Raw genomic sequence first — 16776 nt, 5'->3', positions numbered from 1 at the left:
GTCAATGCGCACCGACGATCCCCTGCCGCAAGTGGGGGACGACTCCGTGGGGGACGACTCCCTGCCACCCGTACGGGACGTCCTGACGGCCATCGCGACCGGACTGTGGCGCTGGGACAACGCCTCCGGGACCGTCACGGTCGACGCCGAGGCGGCCCGGCTGCTCGGCCTGCCCGCGCGCGCCCAGACCCTGACGGAGGGCGGCGTGCGGTCCCGCTTCCACCCCGTCGACTGGAACGAGATCTACGGGACCGTCCAGCTCGCCGTCGCCGAGGGCACCCTCGCCGAGGCCCGGCTGCGGATCATGGACGAGACGGGGCGGCGCGTCCTGCGCACCGTACGCAGCCGCTCCAAGCCCGTGCTGCACGACGCGACAGAGGCGTACGAACTGGTCGGCACTCTGCAAGAGGTGACCGAGCCCGCGCCGGGCACCGCCGCCCGCACCCCGGTCACCGGCGACTGGCGCCGCTCCCGCGAGGCGTTCCTGCTCGACGCGGGGCGCGCGCTCGCCGAGGCACGCTCCACGGAGGAGGTGCTCAGGGTCGCCGCGGGGCTCTCCATGCCGGGTTTCTCGCCGGACGGGCTCGCGGTCTTCGGGGTGGCGGGCGAACGGCTGACGATCATCGGGCACCACGGCCACCAGCCCGGTGACGACGGCCCCTTCTCCGCGATGCCGCTGGACACGGACTACCCGGCCGCGGAAGTGGTGCGCACCGGCCGTGCCGTCTACCTCTCCACCCCGGAGGACTACCGCAGGCGCTACCCCGCCGCCTGGCCCCTGGCCAGCCGCTTCGAACGGCAGTCGTGGGCGTTCCTGCCGCTGACCGTCGCGGGCCGCACGATGGGTGCGTGGATGGCGGCCTTCACGTACCCCGTCTCGTTCACGCCCGACGAGCGGTCCGTCCTGACGACGGTCGCGCGGATGCTGGCGCAGGCCCTCTCGCGGGCCGGGGTCGCGGAGTCCGAGCGGGAGCTGACGGAGGGCCTGCAGCGCTCGATGCTGCCGATGCTCGGCCCGCAGATCCCCGGGCTGTGCGTGGCCGCCCGCTATGTGCCGACCGGCGGCGGACTGCAGGTCGGCGGCGACTGGTACGACATGATTCCGCTGCCCAGCGGCCGCATCGCCTTCGTCATCGGCGACGTGCAGGGCCACGACGTGCGGGCGGCGGGGCTGATGGGGCAGCTGCGGATCGCCCTGCGCGCATACGCCTCCGAGGGGCACCGCCCGGACGCCGTGCTCTCGCGCGCCACCCGCTTCCTGTCGGGGATCACGGAGTCCATCACCTACGGGTCAAGCGACACGGGCACCCAGGGGCCCGGCTCCACCGGCGCCCCGCAGGCCATGGAGTACGACCCGCGCTTCGCGACCTGCCTGTACGTGGAGGCCGACCCGGCGACCGGCGTCCTGGAGATCGCCCGCGCGGGCCACCCCGAGCCCGCGATACGCATGAGTGACGGAACGGTTCTGCAGCGCCCCACCGCGGGCGGTCTGCCGCTCGGCATCGACCCGGACGCGGACTACCCCACGACCCGTCTCGTCCTCGAAGCCGGCGAGACCATGCTGATCTGCACCGACGGCCTCATCGAGACCGGCGGCCACGACCTGGACAGCGGCTGGTCACGGCTCAGGACGGTCCTGGAGGAGTTCCCCGGCCAGGGCGAGCCCGACGCCCTGGAACGGCTCGCCGACTCCCTCGTACAGGCCGTGCACGGCCTGTCCTCGCACCACACGACGGGACCGCTCGCGGACCGCCGCGAGGACGACATAGCGGTACTCCTGCTGAGCCGCGCGAGCCGCCCCGAGCAGCGCACGGACGCCCGCCGCACCGTCCTGACCGTCGCCCAGGCCGAACCGGAGCGGGTCGCCGGGGCCCGGCGTCACCTGCGGGAACTGCTGCACGACTGGGCGGACGACGACCAGGTCGACTCGGCGGTCCTGATGGTCTCCGAGATGCTCACCAACGTCCTCGTGCACACGGACGGCGACGCCCTGATGGTCGCCGAGGTCACCGGCGAGCCGGGCATGCGGCGCCTGCGGGCGGAGGTCGCGGACGGCAGCGACGACCTGCCGCACAAGCGCCGCCCCGGCGAACTGGCCTCGTCCGGCCGCGGCCTCGTCCTGATGGAGCTGCTGGCCGGGGCGTGGGGCGTGGACCCGCGAGGCGACGGGAAGAGCATTTGGTTCGAGCTGTACGAGGGCGCCGGCGGTGGGGCGGAGTAGGGGGTGCGTCTCTGGCTGGGTGCGGGCCCGCTGTGGCTGAGCACGCAGTTCCGCGCCCCTGGGACGACCTCCGGGGCGCCCCGCAAGGGGCGGTTCAAGGGCGCGGGGAACCGCGCGACCAGCCCAGAACCGGCCCGCTGAGCCCGCGGACAGAGTCGAACGTCCATCCCCTACACCCGATCCCCACCCCCAGGCGGGAGCCGAAGCCGCAGCTCCGAAACGACCCCGAACGCCGCCGCCGTCAGCGGCACCGCGAGCAGCATGCCGAGGATCCCCGCCACCGACGCACCCGCCGTGATCGCCAGCATCACCACCGCGGGATGCATCTGCACGGTCCGGCTCTGGATCATCGGCTGGAGGAGGTGGCCCTCGATGACCTGGACGGCCAGGACGACGCCGAGCGTCCACAGCGCGATGGCGAAACCCCGGTCGGCGAGGGCGACCAGGACGGCGACCGCGCCGGACAGGAACGCGCCCAGGTACGGGATGTAGGCGCCGACGAAGACCAGCGCGCCGAGCCCCCAGGCACCCGGCACACCGAGGATCAGCAGCCCGACGGTGATGCACAGCGCGTCGATGAACGCGATGATCGTCGTGCCGCGCATGAAGCCCTCGATGGCCTCGAAGGCGCGGCGCGCCATGGACTCGACGGTGTCGGCGCTGTCGCCGGGGGAGAGCGAGCGCAGGCCGCGCATCGCCTGCTGCGAGTCGCGCAGGAAGAAGAAGACGAGCAGCAGGGCGAGGACGGCCATGGCCATCATCTCGCCGACGGTGCTGATGCCACTGATCACCCCGGACGCGGCGGTCCCGCCGAACTTGCCGAAGAGCTCCTTGGCGTTGGACGCCATGTCGTCGAGCGAGGTCCCGGCCGCCCCGAAGTACTTCGACAGGTCGGTCGCGGCCTGCTTGAGGGAGGCGATGATCTGGTCGCCGCTGTCGATCAGCGCCTTGACCACGATGTACGCCGCACCGCCGACGACGGCGACGACGGCCGCGCAGGTCAGCCCGGCCGCGAGGGACCGCTGCACCCTCATCCTGAGCAGCCGCCGGTAGAGCGGACCGAGGAGCGCGGTCCCGAGCAGCGCGAGCAGGACGGGCGTCACGGCCGTCTTGAAGGTGACGCAGAGCCAGATCCCCACGGCGGCCACACCGGTGACGAGGAGCACGACGACACACCAGGCGGCGACGCGCCGCGCGGGCTCGGGCAGGAGGCTACTCACCCCTCCCACCCGAACACGACCTCACCGGCGCCGCACATTATGTACGGCTACGTGTACGGCCACATGCCGTGTGGGCAGGCGTCGTAGACGGTGTCTTCCATCGGGATCAGAGCCCCGGCAGACGTCGGAGCGGACTCATGCTGGCCCTGGTGCTTGCGAACCTGCACGATGGTGCGTGCTTCAAGCCACTCATTCGAGTGCGTGGTCACCACAACGCGCGACATCTGCCTCAGCGCCACCTCGGCATAGGCACCCATCCCCTATGCGCCCATATCAGCTGACTCGCTTGGCAGTCTCGCTGACGTCACGATCGACAAGACGGACATTCCGCACGATCTCCTGGAGGCCATGCCCCGATGTGCCTCAGCCAAAGCCAGACCCACCCCCATCGTCACCAGGTGACCACGGATAGCGTTGCTTCGCTCGGGTAAACCCTCACCTCACCGGAGACAACTGTGAACCGCTCGACCCGGCTCGTGGCGGCCGCGCTCACGGCTTCTGCCGTCCTGCTGTTGACCGCCTGCGGCGGCAGCTCGGACGACGAGAAGGACAACAAGAAGATCGCCGGGGCTGACACCGACAGCGCGAAGTCGGCGTCACCGCCATCGTCCGGGGCAGCGGACGGGGTGGACCGCCCGAAGATCAAGCTTCCGTCCGACATGAAGAACGTCTTCGAGGGCCGCCAGACCGGAGACGCGGTGAAGGACGCGGTCCTCGCGGACAACGAGCGGCGCGTCAGCGCCGTGGACGCGGCTCTCGCGAGCGGGGATCTGAAGCACTCCGCGGTCGCCTTCTACGCCACGGACCAGGCGCTGGTCGGGCTCTACAAGTACACGAAGAACAACATCGACAAGAGCATCAGCTGGACGGGCACCGCGCGCTATTTCAAGCGGCAGGTAACGGTCTTCGACAAGAAGTCGGCAGCAGTGACGTACTGCGTCGACGAGAGCAAGACCAACCTGAAGAACCGCAAGACGAACAAGGTCATCAAGAGTGACACCCAGCCCAACGATCCGGAGAACTACGTCTTCTACAACACCGGCCTGAAGAAGAACAAGGACGGTGTCTGGCAGACCTGGAGCCTGAGCGAGGACCGGGGGTCGCAGAAGTGCCGGCCGTGACGCGGGGCAGAGCGGTAGCGGCGTTGACGGCCACAGCGTGCTTGCTTGGCGCACCCGCGGCTCTCGCCGCAGGCCGGGGCGACGCCGGCTCCCAGGAGTCGGTGACATCGGGCGAGTCGTTCGGGCAGGAGTTGCTCTCCCGAGTCGCCTTCAGCGCGCGAGGCGCTCCTTCGAAAGCCCGGAAACCGCCCTCCACTACAACTACTTCCGCCACTACGACCCCGAAACGGCCCGCTACCTCACCCAGGACCCGCTCGGCCTCGACCCAGCGCCCAACCCGGACACCTACGTCAGCAACCCTCACACCTGGTCCGATCCGCTCGGCCTCGCCCCGTACAACATCCACGCATCCGTCGCGTATCAGGACTGGGGAACCAAGGGCGCGCACATCCACATCAAAAACATGGAAGTGCGCATCTTCCCGAACGACAAGGGCGGGATCGGCGCCGAGGGAATCAGGCTGAAGCACGGCACCGCCAGCAACGCGCAAGTACAGAAGGTTCTCGATGAGATCCACTCGAACCCGGCCCTCAGGAACGACATCATCGAGAAAGCCACATCCGCCCGAAACTCCATGAACAAGGGAGAATTCGGGATGAACAAGAACCGTGCTGCGGAACTGCACTTCATCATCAAGAACCTGCAGAAGCTGAACAAGCCGAAGGCCGATTGATGCCAGACATCGACTTCTACGTGACCGCGACCTCACGGAACGAGGTACTGGGCATCCCTCTCGGCGCCCCTCCGGAAGTCTGGGAGCAGGGCCTCGGGGACGACTACCTCGACGACGCCCAGAAGTCTCACATGCGGCGCGACTACGGGCTCATCGAGGTCGCCTTCATCAAACGCGACGGCCTCTGGAAGTCCGTATCCGCCTCGCTGCAGATCCACCGCCTGGCCCACGGCCTTGAGGGTATGGTCCCGCCACCACTCACTCGCTCCTACGGGGAGTTCTCGGAGCAGGTGGTATTCGGCCAGTTCCGGACAGCGCTGCAAGCTCAAGGAGGGACCCTCGAAGAAGTGGCTGACCCCTCCATGGGCGGATTCAACCACTTCCGAGAGGCCACAGCCCGCTCCTCGGTGTACGTCGTCGAGGAACCGCCTCATGGCGGACTGGAGCCCGGAACCCTCTGGTCGATCGTCTTGTTCGCCTCCACCCGAGCCTGACCCAAGTGCGCCTCATGAGCATGCCTGCTGACCTGCGCGGCACCGTGGAGGCAGGTGCTCCTTCACCACGGTGCCGCATGCATCAGGACTCGTCGGCAGGGACTGTCCCGAGTCGCCCGGCCTTGAAGTCGTCGAAAGCCTGGGCCAGTTCGACGTGGCTGTTCATCACGAACGGCCCGTAATGAGCCATCGGCTCCCGGATCGGCTGTCCGCCGAGCAGCACGACCTCCAGGTCGGGGGCGTGCGCGTCCTGGCGTTCGTCCGCGCGGACGGTCAGTGAGGACCCGGCGCCGAAGACCGCCGTCTGCCCCATGTGGACGGGGCGGCGCTCGGCGCCTACGGTGCCGCGCCCGGCGAGGACGTACGCGAGTCCGTTGAAGTCCTCGCGCCAGGGCAGCGTGACCTCGGCGCCGGGGCGCACGGTCGCGTGGATCATCGTGATCGGCGTGTGCGTGATGCCGGGGCCCTCGTGCCCGTCGAGCTCACCGGCGATGACGCGGAGCAGCGCGCCACCGTCGGGGGTGGAGAGCAGCTGGACCTGACCGCCGCGGATGTCCTGGTAGCGGGGGTCCATCATCTTGTCCTTGGCGGGCAGGTTCACCCACAGCTGGAGGCCGTGGAAGAGGCCGCCGGACATGACGAGCGACTCGGGCGGCGCCTCGATGTGCAGCAGGCCGGAGCCCGCCGTCATCCACTGGGTGTCGCCGTTGCGGATGGTGCCGCCGCCACCGTTGGAGTCCTGGTGGACGAAGGTGCCGTCGATCAGGTACGTGACCGTCTCGAAACCGCGGTGGGGGTGCCACGGGGTGCCCTTCGGCTCGCCCGCCTCGTACTCCACCTCGCCCATCTGGTCCATCATGATGAACGGGTCGAGGTACTTGTAGTTGATCCCCGCGAACGCCCGGCGCACCGGGAATCCCTCGCCCTCGAAGCCGCTCGGCGCGGTGGTCACGGCGAGCACGGGGCGCGCCGTCGCGTCGGCGGACGCCGCCACTCGGGGCAGGGTCAACGGGTTCTCGACAGTCACTGCAGGCATGGTCGGTACCTCCTCGTACACTCACTTTAGTTGAACGTAGAACTTTCTGCCACTCACAACGAACGGCGCCCGGAGGCAATTCCCTCCGGGCGCCGAGAAGGCCAGAAACGATCTACGAGCCCCCAAGGGGCACGAGGAACGGCACGAGCAACCAGTACGCGCCCGCAGAACAAGGGGCGCGGGGAACGGGGCGACCAGCCACGACCCACCCGCAGCCGAAAGCCGACCGACCCCCGCCCAAGGCCCAGGGGCCGGCTACCCGTACATGCGACGCATGGCGAAATCCACCATCTGCTCCACGGCCTTCGCATCGAAGACCATCCGGTGCTCCCCCTCCATGTCGAGGACGAACCCGTACCCCGTGGGCAGCAGGTCGATGACCTCCGCGCCGGTGATCACGAAGTACTTGGAGTCCTTGCCCGCGTACCGGCGCAGCTCCTTGAGGGAGGTGAACATCGGGATCACGGGCTGCTGGGTGTTGTGCAGCGCGAGGAAGCCGGGGTTGTCGCCGCGCGGGCAGTACACCTTCGACGTGGCGAAGGCCTGCTGGAAGTCCTCGGCGGACATCGACCCCGTCGTGAAGGCGCGCACCGCGTCCGCGAGGGACGGCGGCGAGGGCTCGGGGTAGAGCGGAGGCTGCTGGCCGTAGCCACCGCCGGGCATGCCCTGCATCTGCTGCGGCGGCGGCTGCGCGCCCGGCGGGGCGTACTGCTGCTGGGCGCCGGGGTTCTGGTCGTAGCCGTACATGAGGCGAAGCCTACTGAGTCACAGATGGGCGGTTAGGGGTTGCATCTTATTACCGACGGGTAGCATCATCGTAGCTACTTGCTGGTATTCACCTTGGGTACTTTCCCTCTCCTGCTTACGGAGCCTTCGCCATGGGCCACTACAAGTCGAATCTCCGCGACATCGAGTTCAACCTCTTCGAGGTGCTCGGCCGCGACAAGCTGTACGGCACCGGCCCGTTCGCGGAGATGGACGTCGACACCGCCAAGAGCATCCTCGACGAACTCCGCCGCCTCTCCGAGAACGAGCTGGCCGAGTCCTTCACGGACGCCGACCGCAACCCGCCCGTCTTCGACCCGGAGACCAACACCGCCCCCGTCCCCGCGTCCTTCAAGAAGAGCTACCAGGCCTTCATGGACTCCGAGTACTGGCGGCTCGGTCTGCCCGAGGAGATCGGCGGCACCACCGCGCCGCGCTCCCTGATCTGGGGCTACGCGGAGCTGCTGCTCGGCGCCAACCCCGCCGTGTGGATGTACTCGTCGGGTCCCGCGTTCGCCGGCATCCTCTTCGAAGAGGGCAACGAGGCGCAGAAGAAGGTCGCCGAGATCGCCGTCGAGAAGCAGTGGGGCTCGACGATGGTCCTGACCGAGCCGGACGCCGGATCGGACGTGGGCGCGGGCCGCACGAAGGCCGTGCAGCAGGAGGACGGCTCCTGGCACATCGAGGGCGTGAAGCGCTTCATCACGTCCGGCGAGCACGACATGTCGGAGAACATCCTCCACTACGTCCTCGCCCGCCCCGAGGGCAACGGCCCCGGCACCAAGGGCCTCTCCCTCTTCCTCGTACCGAAGTACGAGTTCGACTGGGAGACCGGCGAGCTGGGCGAGCGCAACGGCGTGTACGCGACGAACGTCGAGCACAAGATGGGCCTCAAGGCCTCGAACACCTGCGAGATGACGTTCGGCGACCGGCACCCCGCCAAGGGCTGGCTGATCGGCGACAAGCACGACGGCATCCGCCAGATGTTCCGCATCATCGAGTTCGCCCGCATGATGGTCGGCACGAAGGCGATCGCGACGCTCTCCACGGGCTACCTCAACGCCCTGGAGTACGCCAAGGAGCGCGTGCAGGGCCCGGACCTGGCCCAGTTCATGGACAAGACCGCGCCGAAGGTGACGATCACCCACCACCCGGACGTGCGCCGCGCCCTGATGACGCAGAAGGCGTACGCGGAGGGCATGCGCGCCCTCGTCCTGCACACCGCGGCCGTCCAGGACGACATCCAGGTCAAGGAGGCGGCGGGCGAGGACGCGTCGCAGCTCCACGCCCTCAACGACCTGCTCCTGCCCATCGTGAAGGGCTACGGCTCGGAGAAGTCCTACGAACAGCTGGCGCAGTCGCTCCAGACGTTCGGCGGCTCGGGGTACCTCCAGGAGTACCCGGTCGAGCAGTACATCCGGGACGCCAAGATCGACACCCTCTACGAGGGCACGACGGCGATCCAGGGCCAGGACTACTTCTTCCGGAAGATCGTCCGCAACCAGGGCGCCGCGCTGAACGGCCTCGCCGAGGAGATCAAGAAGTTCCTCGCCGTCGGCACGGGCGGCGAGGCGCTCGCCGGCGCCCGCGAGGAGCTGGCCAAGGCCGCGGTCGATCTTGAGGGCATCGTCGGCGTCATGCTGACGGACCTCGCGGCCACCGAGCAGGACGTGAAGTCCATCTACAAGGTGGGCCTGAACACGACCCGCCTCCTGATGGCCTCGGGCGACGTCGTCGTCGGCTACCTGCTGCTGCGCGGTGCCGCGGTCGCCGCGGAGAAGCTGGAGACGGCCTCCGCCAAGGACAAGCCCTTCTACGAGGGCAAGATCGCCGCCGCCAAGTTCTTCGCCACGAACGTCCTGCCGGGCGTCGCGAAGGAGCGGAAGCTCGCCGAGGGCGTGGAGCTGGACCTGATGGAGCTGGACGAGGCGGCGTTCTAGGCCTACCTGGTTCGACCTGGTTCGACCTGGTTCGACCAGATTCCTCTCGCCCGCCAGCGCGATGCCGCCACCTGATTCTTTCGGGTGGCGGCGTTGTCGTATGGGCTGGGTACGCTGAGTCAACGGCCGAGAATCCCGTCCATGGGAGGAACCATGACCGCCGAGCCCCGCACCGAAGCGCTGCACGCACTCCAGCCCGATGGCTCGGCATGGCCGATGCCGCCTCAGGACGGCTACACGACGGACGAATTCTTCAGCCTCGACCTCCCGCCACACACAGAACTGATCGACGGGAGCCTGGTTTTCGTGAGTCCGCAGCGCAAGTTCCATACGCTGGCGATCGACCTCTTGGTGCACGGGGTGCGGGCCGCCATCCCCGAGCACCTTCGCGTCCGCCGCGAAATGGCCGTGGTCCTTGGCCGCAGGCAGGTACCCGCGCCCGACCTCGTGGTCGTCACCGCGGAAGCCGATGCCGACGACTGCATGACTCGGTACCAGGCCGCGGACGTCCTCCTCGCCGTAGAAGTCATCTCTCCCGACTCCGAAGAGCGCGACCAGGACACCAAGCCCCGCAAGTACGCCGCAGCGGGCATCCGGCATTACTGGCTGGTCCGGATGGACGAGAACAAGCGGCCCGCCGTCTACACCTACGAACTGGACCCGCACACCGGTGTCTACGCGCCCACGGGCGTCCATCACGACCGGCTGAAGCTCGCCGTACCGTTCACGATCGACATCGACCTCACCGAGTACCACCGTCTCTGAGCCCCCCGCCACCCGCACGGCGGCGCCATTAGGCTGACAGCCATGCGCACACCCTCCGGCCCCTTCGACCGTGGCCACACCGAAGACCTCATGTCCTTCCTCGCGGCAAGCCCCACGCCGTACCACGCCGTGGCGAGCGCCGCGGAGCGTCTGGAGAAGGCCGGTTTCCGGCAGCTGGAGGAGACCGACGCCTGGGACGGCACGACCGGCGGCAAGTACGTGCTGCGGGGCGGCGCCATCATCGCCTGGTACGTGCCGGAGAACGCCTCCGCGCACACCCCGTTCCGCATCGTCGGCGCCCACACCGACTCCCCCAACCTGCGCGTGAAGCCGCAGCCCGACGCGGGCGCCCACGGCTGGCGCCAGGTCGCCGTCGAGATCTACGGCGGCCCGCTGCTCAACTCCTGGCTCGACCGCGACCTCGGCCTCGCCGGACGCCTCTCGCTGCGCGACGGCACCACACGGCTCGTGAACATCGACCGACCGCTGCTGCGCGTGCCCCAACTGGCCATCCACATGGACCGTTCCGTGCACACCGACGGGCTCAAGCTCGACAAGCAGAAGCACATGCAGCCCGTCTGGGGGCTCGGCGACGACGTCCACGAGGGCGACCTGATCCGCTTCCTGGAGGAGGAGACCGGCCTCGGCGAGGGCGACGTCACCGGCTGGGACCTCATGACGTACTCCGTCGAACCGCCCGCCTACCTCGGCCGCGACCGCGAACTCGTCGCGGGCCCCCGCATGGACAACCTCCTCTCCGTGCACTCCGCCACGGCCGCCCTCGCGTCCGTCGCCGCCCAGGAGGACCTCCCGTACATTCCCGTACTCGCCGCCTTCGACCACGAGGAGAACGGCTCGCAGTCCGACACCGGCGCCGACGGCCCGCTGCTCGGCGGCGTCCTTGAGCGGTCCGTGTTCGCGCGCGGGGGCTCGTACGAGGACAAGGCCCGCGCCTTCGCCGGGACCGTCTGCCTCTCCTCCGACACCGGCCACGCCGTGCACCCCAACTACGCCGAGCGGCACGACCCGACGCACCACCCGCGCGCCAACGGCGGCCCCATCCTCAAGGTCAACGTCAACAACCGCTACGCCACGGACGGTTCGGGCCGCGCGGTGTTCGCCGCCGCGTGCGAGAAGGCGGGCGTGCCGTTCCAGTCGTTCGTCTCCAACAACGCGATGCCGTGCGGCACGACGATCGGCCCGATCACCGCGGCCCGGCACGGCATCAAGACCGTCGACATCGGCGTCGCGATCCTGTCCATGCACAGCGTGCGCGAGCTGTGCGGCGCGGACGACCCGTACCTGCTCGCCAACGCGCTGGTGGCGTTCCTGGAGGGCTGAGAGGACTGAGGGGCCGTGCCGGGGTGAGCGGAGGCTCGGCCGCCGAATGTCTGTGTGGCTGCGAAGGACCCGGGTACCCGGTGACTTCGTAGCCACTACAGCAGGGAGGCGGTCCTCATGGGCCTGGGCGGATGCATCATTCTGATCGCCGCGGGTGCCATCCTCACGTTCGCGACCGACTGGAAGATGGAGGGGGTCAACCTCACCGTCGCCGGAGTCATCATGATGCTCGTGGGACTCATCGGCGTCGCCGTCTTCACCAGCATCGCGCGCCGCAGGCGGGCCGTGGTGCCGCCGGTCGCCCCGACCGCGGTCGACCCCGACCCGCAGCGCCGCGGGTACTGACGCCGTCCGGCGCGTGATGTTCAGCGCGCGAGGGCGGGCGCGTGAGAGCGGGCGCGTGAGCGTCCGGCGCGTGAGGGCGGGCGCGTGATGTCCGGTCTGCGGCGCTTCGGGGTAGTCATGACGGCATGAGACTTCTCGTACGCGACCGCGTCTTCGGCATCGGCGACGACTACTGGATCGAGGACGACCGGGGCCGCAAGGTCTTCCTCGTCGACGGCAAGGCGATGCGCCTGCGCGACACCTTCGAGCTGAAGGACATGCAGGGCAGGGTCGTCATCGACATCCACGCCAAGATGCTCGCCCTCCGGGACACGATGGTCATCGGACGGGCGGGCGAGACGCTCGCCACGGTGAAGCGCAAGCGCCTGTCACTGCTGCGCAACCACTACCGCGTCGACCTGGTCGACGGCACCGAACTGGACGTCAGCGGCAAGATCCTCGACCGTGAGTTCGCCATCGAGTACGACGGCGAACTCCTCGCCGACATCTCCCGCCGCTGGTTCCGCCTCCGCGACACCTACGGCCTCCAGGTAGTACGCGAGGACGCCGACCCCGCGCTGCTGCTCGCCGTAACCGTCTGCGTGATCCGCCTGGCGGAGAAGGAGCGGGGGGACGAGGACTGAGGAGGGGTTGGCGGGGCCGATGAGGGCTGCGGCGAAGCCGCACTCAAGGGACGCGGGGAACTGCGCGACCGGCCACGACGCGCCCGCGCCGGAAGAGAACACGACCGGCCACGACGCCCCCGCGCCGGAAAAGAGCACGGGCCCGGCACCAAACGGCCTAGGCACCGCGCGCCTCAGCGCCGCACCGCCCCCCGCCCCAGCACCCGGTCCTTCAGCGCCGGAAACTGCTCCCGCGTCTCCGCGACCCGCGAAGGATCGACGTCAACCGTAAGGACCTCCTCGCCCTCACCCGCCTCCGCAAGCACCGCCCCCCACGGATCAACGACAACGCTGTGCCCAGCCTGCGGCACGCCCCCGTGCGTCCCACCCGTCCCGCACGCCAGCACGTACACCTGGTCCTCGACAGCCCGCGCCCGCGCAAGCAGCGACCAGTGCTCCCGCCGCCGCGCCGGCCACCCCGCGGGCACCACGAACATCTCGGCGCCCGCGTCGACGAGCCCCCGGAAGAGCTCGGGGAAGCGCAGGTCGTAGCAGGTGGCGAGGCCGAGCGTGGTGTGGGGCGTGCGGACGGTCGTCAGCTCGGAGCCTGCCGCCATCAGCACGGCCTCACCCTTGTCGAAGCCGAAGCGGTGGATCTTCCGGTACGAGGCGGCGAGCTCACCGTCGGGCGAGAAGACGAGCGAGGTGTTGAACAGAGACCCGTCGGACACGGCCCGCTCCGGAATCGACCCCGCGTGCAGCCACACCCCCGCGTCACGCGCCGCCCGTGCCATCGCCTCGTACGTCGGCCCTTCCAGCGGCTCCGCCTCGCTCGCGAACGAGTCGTACGCGAAGGCGCCCGTCGTCCACAGCTCGGGAAGAACGACCAGATCCGATCCCTCCCCGACACTCACTTCCCGTACCAGCGAAGCGACGCGCCGCCTACGGGAATTGACCGGTTCGTCCTCGTCTACGGCGATCTGGATGAGGGAGGCGCGCACACTACCACCGTCCTGGCATTCGAGCCGTTGACACGGCCTACGATCGTCACACGAAAGCACTGCCGGGGTGCCTGCGGGCAGCGTAACTTAACGTCTCAGACACCCACCGCCCGCGTACAACCGCAAGGGGTCCCGTGAGTCTCCATCCCAGCCTGCAAACCTACGCCGATGCCTGGACGCATTCCGTGGAAGCGATATCCGAGCTGGTGTCGCCGCTCGCCGAGGGGGAGTGGAACCGGGCCACCCCCTGCCCGGGCTGGTCGGTGCGCGACATCGTCTCCCACGTCATAGGTCTTGAGTGCGAGATGCTGGGCGACCCGCGACCGATCCACACCCTGCCCCGCGACCTGTACCACGTACAGACGGAGGGCCAGCGGTACATGGAGGTGCAGGTCGACGTGCGGCGCCACCACACCGCGCCGGAGATGACCTCCGAGCTGGAGTACACGATCATCCGCCGGTCGCGGCAGCTGCGGAACGAGTCGCGGGACCCCTCGACGAAGATCCGCGGCCCGCTGGGCACCGAACACACGCTCGAACTGGCCACGCGGCTGCGGGCGTTCGACGTGTGGGTCCACGAACAGGACCTGCGTACGACGCTGCACGCGCCCGGGAACCTCGACTCCCCGGGGGCGTACGTCGCCCGGGACATGCTCCTCGTCGGGCTCGCGAAGGTCGTCGCGGACAAGGCGGGCGCGCCCCCGAACTCGGCGGTCGTCTTCGACGTGAGCGGCCCCGTCGAGTTCCTGCGCACGGTCCGCGTGGACGCCGAGGGCAAGGGCACCGTGGACAACGCACCCTCGCTGGGCCCGCTCGCCACCCTCGCCCTCGACTGGGAGACGTACTTCAGGCTCGCGTGCGGCCGTGCGACGTACGCGTCCGTCGCGGACCGCATCAAGATGGAGGGCGACCACGAACTGGCGGAGGCGATCCTGCGAAACTTCGCGGTGACGCCGTAGCCGAGCCGGGCCGACTTCAAGCCCGTCCGGCGATTGAGGACCGGGGGCCCGGGGGCAGAGCCTCCGAACCAACCTCAGCCCCGCCCCCCGCCCAGCCAGGCGCAGCCTCACGCAGGGACATGCACAGCCTCCACCCGGCTGGCGACGAACCGCTCCCGCTCCCTGCGCACCGCCCGCGACTTGAGCCGCAGAATCTGCCAGACCCCGAGCGCCTCCAGGACGAACACCGCGGAGAACGCCACGCGGTAGTTCTGACCGGTCGCGTCGAGCAGCACACCGATCGCGAGCAGCGTCGTCATGGAGGCGACGAAGCCGCCCATGTTGGTGATGCCCGACGCCGTGCCCTGCCGCTCCGGCGGATTGGCGGGCCGCGCGAAGTCGAAGCCGATCATGGAGGCGGGCCCGCAGGCGCCGAGCACCACGCAGAGGACGACCAGCAGCCACATCGGGGCGTGGTTCCCGGGATGGGCGAGCGTGGCCGCCCAGGCCGTGGCCGTCGCCCCGATGGTGCCGAGCGCCAGCGGGAGCCGGGCCGCGTGGTGCCGGGCCACGATCTGCCCGTAGACGAGGCCGATGACCATGTTGGACAGGACGACGAGCGTGAGCAGCTCACCGGCGCTCGCGCGCGACAGGCCCTGCGCCTCGACGAGGAACGGCAGGCCCCACAGGAGCAGGAAGACCATCGCGGGGAACTGCGTGGTGAAGTGCACCCACAGCCCGAGCCGGGTGCCGGGCTCCTGCCAGGACAGGGTGATCTGCCGCCGCACGTGGGCCGCTCCGCTGTGCGTGGCCGGCTGCGGCTCGTGCCCCTCGGGGTGGTCCTTGAGGAACAGCGTCATCAGGACGAGGACGACGACACCGCAGAGCGCGCTGCCCGCGAAGGCCTGGGTCCAGCCGAGGGAGTGCAGCAGCCGGGCCAGGACGAGGGTCGAGACGAGGTTGCCCGCCATGCCGATGAGCCCGGCGAGCTGGGCGACCATCGGGCCGCGCCGCGCCGGGAACCAGCGGGTGCCGAGCCGCAGGACGCTGATGAAGGTCATCGCGTCACCGCAGCCGAGCAGGGCGCGCGAGACGAGCGCCGTCTCGTACGAGGGGGAGAAGGCGAAGCCGAGCTGTCCGACCGTGAAGAGGACGACCCCGATCGTCAGCACCTTCTTGGTGCCGAGCCGGTCGACCATCAGGCCGACGGGTATCTGCATGCCCGCGTAGACGAGCAGTTGGAGTATGGAGAAGGTCGAAAGGGCGGACGCGTTGACGTGGAAGCGGTCCGCGGCGTCGAGTCCGGCGACGCCGAGGGACGTCCGGAAGACGACGGCGACGAAGTAGACGGCGACCCCGACCGACCAGACCAGCACGGCCTTGCGACCGCCAGGGGGATCACCGGGCAGCGCGACGGGGGCGGAACCCGCGGAACTCATCGGACGTCACCCCGGGCCAGGTTCTGGAACCAGCCGACGTGCCGGGTGACCACGGCGACCGCCGCTTCCGCGTCGCCGCGGCGCAGCGCGTCGAGGATCTCCTCGTGCTCGGCGAGGGTCTTCGCGATCCGGTCGGGGTGGGAGTGCAGCACGGCGACGCCCATCCGCAGCTGCCGGTCCCGCAGCTGGTCGTAGAGGCGCGCGAGGATCTCGTTCCCGCCGCTGCGCACGATCTCCGCGTGGAAGCACCGGTCGGTGACCGCGGCCGCCGCGAGGTCACCGGCGCCCGCCTGCTGCCGCTGCCGGTCAAGGAGCTCCTCAAGGCGGCCGATCAGGCCGGACGGCGCAGGCACCGCCTTGCGCACCGAGTGCGTCTCGACGAGCAGCCGCGTCTCGACGACGTCCGCGATCTCCTGCGCGGAGACGGGGAGCACGAGTGCGCCCTTCTTCGGGTAGAGCCGCAGCAACCCCTCCACCTCCAGCTTCAGGAGCGCCTCGCGCACCGGGGTGCGGGACACCCCCACGGCCTCGGCGAGCTCGCCCTCGGTGAGGAGCGTGCCGCCCTCGTAGCGGCGCTCCAGGACGGCCTGCTTCACGTGGGCGTAGACGCGTTCCGCGGCGGGCGGACGCTTGGCGGCGGGGAGCGGAGCGGCCGGAGCGACGGAAGGAGCGACAGGCGAGTCAGGCGAGGCAGGAGTGATGGGAGAGGCGGGAGCGGTGGCTGGCATGCGCACAGCATAGATACAACAGGTATACGACGGAATCCCCCGTCCGTATGCCGGGCACCTCTACGGAATTAATGGGCTTTACGGCACATCCATCGGCCCCCCTCACTCGTCTACTGAGTGGGCGGCATCCTCATGCAGCCGCAATCC

The 16776-nt window shown here is 69.5% G+C and carries 15 protein-coding genes and 1 pseudogene; 10 read left to right on the top strand and 6 right to left on the bottom strand.

Going from position 1 to position 16776, the window contains the following annotated elements; genetic code table 11:
• The first annotated feature begins 4 nt into the window (after positions 1-4).
• On the top strand, positions 5-2221 hold the full coding sequence (locus ACFVYR_RS24610; RefSeq protein WP_384252277.1) for a SpoIIE family protein phosphatase: 2217 nt from the start codon (positions 5-7) through the stop codon (positions 2219-2221).
• Positions 2222-2391: 170 nt separating this feature from the next.
• Here ACFVYR_RS24610 and ACFVYR_RS24605 read toward each other — a convergent pair whose 3' ends face one another.
• Entirely contained in the window at positions 2392-3441 is a 1050-nt protein-coding gene (locus ACFVYR_RS24605) for an AI-2E family transporter (RefSeq protein ID WP_384252280.1), read from the bottom strand.
• A gap of 455 nt (positions 3442-3896) precedes the next feature.
• On the opposite strand from ACFVYR_RS24605, the gene ACFVYR_RS24600 reads away from it, so the two are divergent.
• The 3 genes and pseudogenes from ACFVYR_RS24600 (at position 3897) to ACFVYR_RS24590 (ending at position 5729) form a co-directional block, all read left to right on the top strand.
• The gene (locus ACFVYR_RS24600) at positions 3897-4562 is read left to right on the top strand and encodes a hypothetical protein (protein ID WP_384252282.1); all 666 of its coding nucleotides are present in this window, start codon (positions 3897-3899) and stop codon (positions 4560-4562) included.
• A 169-nt stretch (positions 4563-4731) separates the two neighbouring features.
• Positions 4732-4897, top strand: a pseudogene (locus ACFVYR_RS24595) (RHS repeat-associated core domain-containing protein); the annotation flags it as partial.
• A gap of 337 nt (positions 4898-5234) precedes the next feature.
• Entirely contained in the window at positions 5235-5729 is a 495-nt protein-coding gene (locus tag ACFVYR_RS24590; protein ID WP_384252285.1) for a hypothetical protein, read from the top strand.
• Between the two features lie 82 nt (positions 5730-5811).
• Here ACFVYR_RS24590 and ACFVYR_RS24585 read toward each other — a convergent pair whose 3' ends face one another.
• Positions 5812-6765, bottom strand: coding sequence for a pirin family protein (locus ACFVYR_RS24585; protein WP_384252287.1), 954 nt, complete (start codon positions 6763-6765; stop codon positions 5812-5814).
• A gap of 255 nt (positions 6766-7020) precedes the next feature.
• A complete protein-coding gene (locus ACFVYR_RS24580; RefSeq protein ID WP_055563227.1) occupies positions 7021-7512 on the bottom strand; it encodes an SseB family protein in 492 nt (163 codons plus the stop codon).
• 131 nt (positions 7513-7643) lie between these two features.
• Between ACFVYR_RS24580 and ACFVYR_RS24575 the strand changes: the two genes are divergently transcribed.
• The 5 genes from ACFVYR_RS24575 (at position 7644) to ACFVYR_RS24555 (ending at position 12544) form a co-directional block, all read left to right on the top strand.
• Positions 7644-9470: an acyl-CoA dehydrogenase gene (locus ACFVYR_RS24575; protein ID WP_384252290.1), complete on the top strand. Its 1827-nt coding sequence runs from the start codon at positions 7644-7646 to the stop codon at positions 9468-9470.
• 141 nt (positions 9471-9611) lie between these two features.
• Entirely contained in the window at positions 9612-10235 is a 624-nt protein-coding gene (locus ACFVYR_RS24570) for a Uma2 family endonuclease (RefSeq protein WP_384252292.1), read from the top strand.
• Between the two features lie 42 nt (positions 10236-10277).
• On the top strand, positions 10278-11576 hold the full coding sequence (locus ACFVYR_RS24565) for a M18 family aminopeptidase (RefSeq protein WP_384252294.1): 1299 nt from the start codon (positions 10278-10280) through the stop codon (positions 11574-11576).
• A 117-nt stretch (positions 11577-11693) separates the two neighbouring features.
• The gene (locus ACFVYR_RS24560; RefSeq protein ID WP_384252296.1) at positions 11694-11921 is read left to right on the top strand and encodes a DUF6458 family protein; all 228 of its coding nucleotides are present in this window, start codon (positions 11694-11696) and stop codon (positions 11919-11921) included.
• A 125-nt stretch (positions 11922-12046) separates the two neighbouring features.
• The gene (locus ACFVYR_RS24555; RefSeq protein ID WP_384252298.1) at positions 12047-12544 is read left to right on the top strand and encodes an LURP-one-related/scramblase family protein; all 498 of its coding nucleotides are present in this window, start codon (positions 12047-12049) and stop codon (positions 12542-12544) included.
• Between the two features lie 173 nt (positions 12545-12717).
• On the opposite strand, the gene ACFVYR_RS24550 is transcribed toward ACFVYR_RS24555, so the two are convergent.
• The gene (locus ACFVYR_RS24550) at positions 12718-13524 is read right to left on the bottom strand and encodes a carbon-nitrogen family hydrolase (protein ID WP_384252301.1); all 807 of its coding nucleotides are present in this window, start codon (positions 13522-13524) and stop codon (positions 12718-12720) included.
• 134 nt (positions 13525-13658) lie between these two features.
• Here ACFVYR_RS24550 and ACFVYR_RS24545 point away from each other — a divergent pair, with 134 nt between their 5' ends.
• Positions 13659-14483: a maleylpyruvate isomerase family mycothiol-dependent enzyme gene (locus ACFVYR_RS24545; protein WP_384252304.1), complete on the top strand. Its 825-nt coding sequence runs from the start codon at positions 13659-13661 to the stop codon at positions 14481-14483.
• 107 nt (positions 14484-14590) lie between these two features.
• Here the strand turns inward: ACFVYR_RS24545 and ACFVYR_RS24540 are convergent, their stop codons facing one another.
• Both ACFVYR_RS24540 and ACFVYR_RS24535 read right to left on the bottom strand, forming a co-directional pair.
• Entirely contained in the window at positions 14591-15901 is a 1311-nt protein-coding gene (locus tag ACFVYR_RS24540) for a nitrate/nitrite transporter (protein WP_384252306.1), read from the bottom strand.
• The gene (locus tag ACFVYR_RS24535; RefSeq protein WP_384252309.1) at positions 15898-16629 is read right to left on the bottom strand and encodes a GntR family transcriptional regulator; all 732 of its coding nucleotides are present in this window, start codon (positions 16627-16629) and stop codon (positions 15898-15900) included. The genes ACFVYR_RS24540 and ACFVYR_RS24535 overlap by 4 nt, the downstream gene beginning before the upstream one ends.
• Between the last annotated feature and the right edge of the window lie 147 nt (positions 16630-16776).

The sequence above is a fragment of the Streptomyces sp. NPDC058284 genome (assembly GCF_042881135.1).
In the GTDB taxonomy this organism is placed as follows: Bacteria; Actinomycetota; Actinomycetes; order Streptomycetales; family Streptomycetaceae; genus Streptomyces.
Note: the sequence above shows the minus strand (reverse complement) of the source record. Positions and strands in the feature narration are given on the sequence as shown.

Excerpts from the sequence above, each read along its gene's own strand:
- ACFVYR_RS24610 (WP_384252277.1), top strand. The coding sequence starts at position 5 with ATGCGCACCGACGATCCCCTGCCGCAAGTGGGGGACGACTCCGTGGGG.
- ACFVYR_RS24590 (WP_384252285.1), top strand. The coding sequence starts at position 5,235 with ATGCCAGACATCGACTTCTACGTGACCGCGACCTCACGGAACGAGGTA.
- ACFVYR_RS24585 (WP_384252287.1), bottom strand. The coding sequence starts at position 6,765 with ATGCCTGCAGTGACTGTCGAGAACCCGTTGACCCTGCCCCGAGTGGCG.
- ACFVYR_RS24580 (WP_055563227.1), bottom strand. The coding sequence starts at position 7,512 with ATGTACGGCTACGACCAGAACCCCGGCGCCCAGCAGCAGTACGCCCCG.
- ACFVYR_RS24575 (WP_384252290.1), top strand. The coding sequence starts at position 7,644 with ATGGGCCACTACAAGTCGAATCTCCGCGACATCGAGTTCAACCTCTTC.
- ACFVYR_RS24570 (WP_384252292.1), top strand. The coding sequence starts at position 9,612 with ATGGGAGGAACCATGACCGCCGAGCCCCGCACCGAAGCGCTGCACGCA.
- ACFVYR_RS24565 (WP_384252294.1), top strand. The coding sequence starts at position 10,278 with ATGCGCACACCCTCCGGCCCCTTCGACCGTGGCCACACCGAAGACCTC.
- ACFVYR_RS24560 (WP_384252296.1), top strand. The coding sequence starts at position 11,694 with ATGGGCCTGGGCGGATGCATCATTCTGATCGCCGCGGGTGCCATCCTC.
- ACFVYR_RS24555 (WP_384252298.1), top strand. The coding sequence starts at position 12,047 with ATGAGACTTCTCGTACGCGACCGCGTCTTCGGCATCGGCGACGACTAC.
- ACFVYR_RS24540 (WP_384252306.1), bottom strand. The coding sequence starts at position 15,901 with ATGAGTTCCGCGGGTTCCGCCCCCGTCGCGCTGCCCGGTGATCCCCCT.
- ACFVYR_RS24535 (WP_384252309.1), bottom strand. The coding sequence starts at position 16,629 with ATGCCAGCCACCGCTCCCGCCTCTCCCATCACTCCTGCCTCGCCTGAC.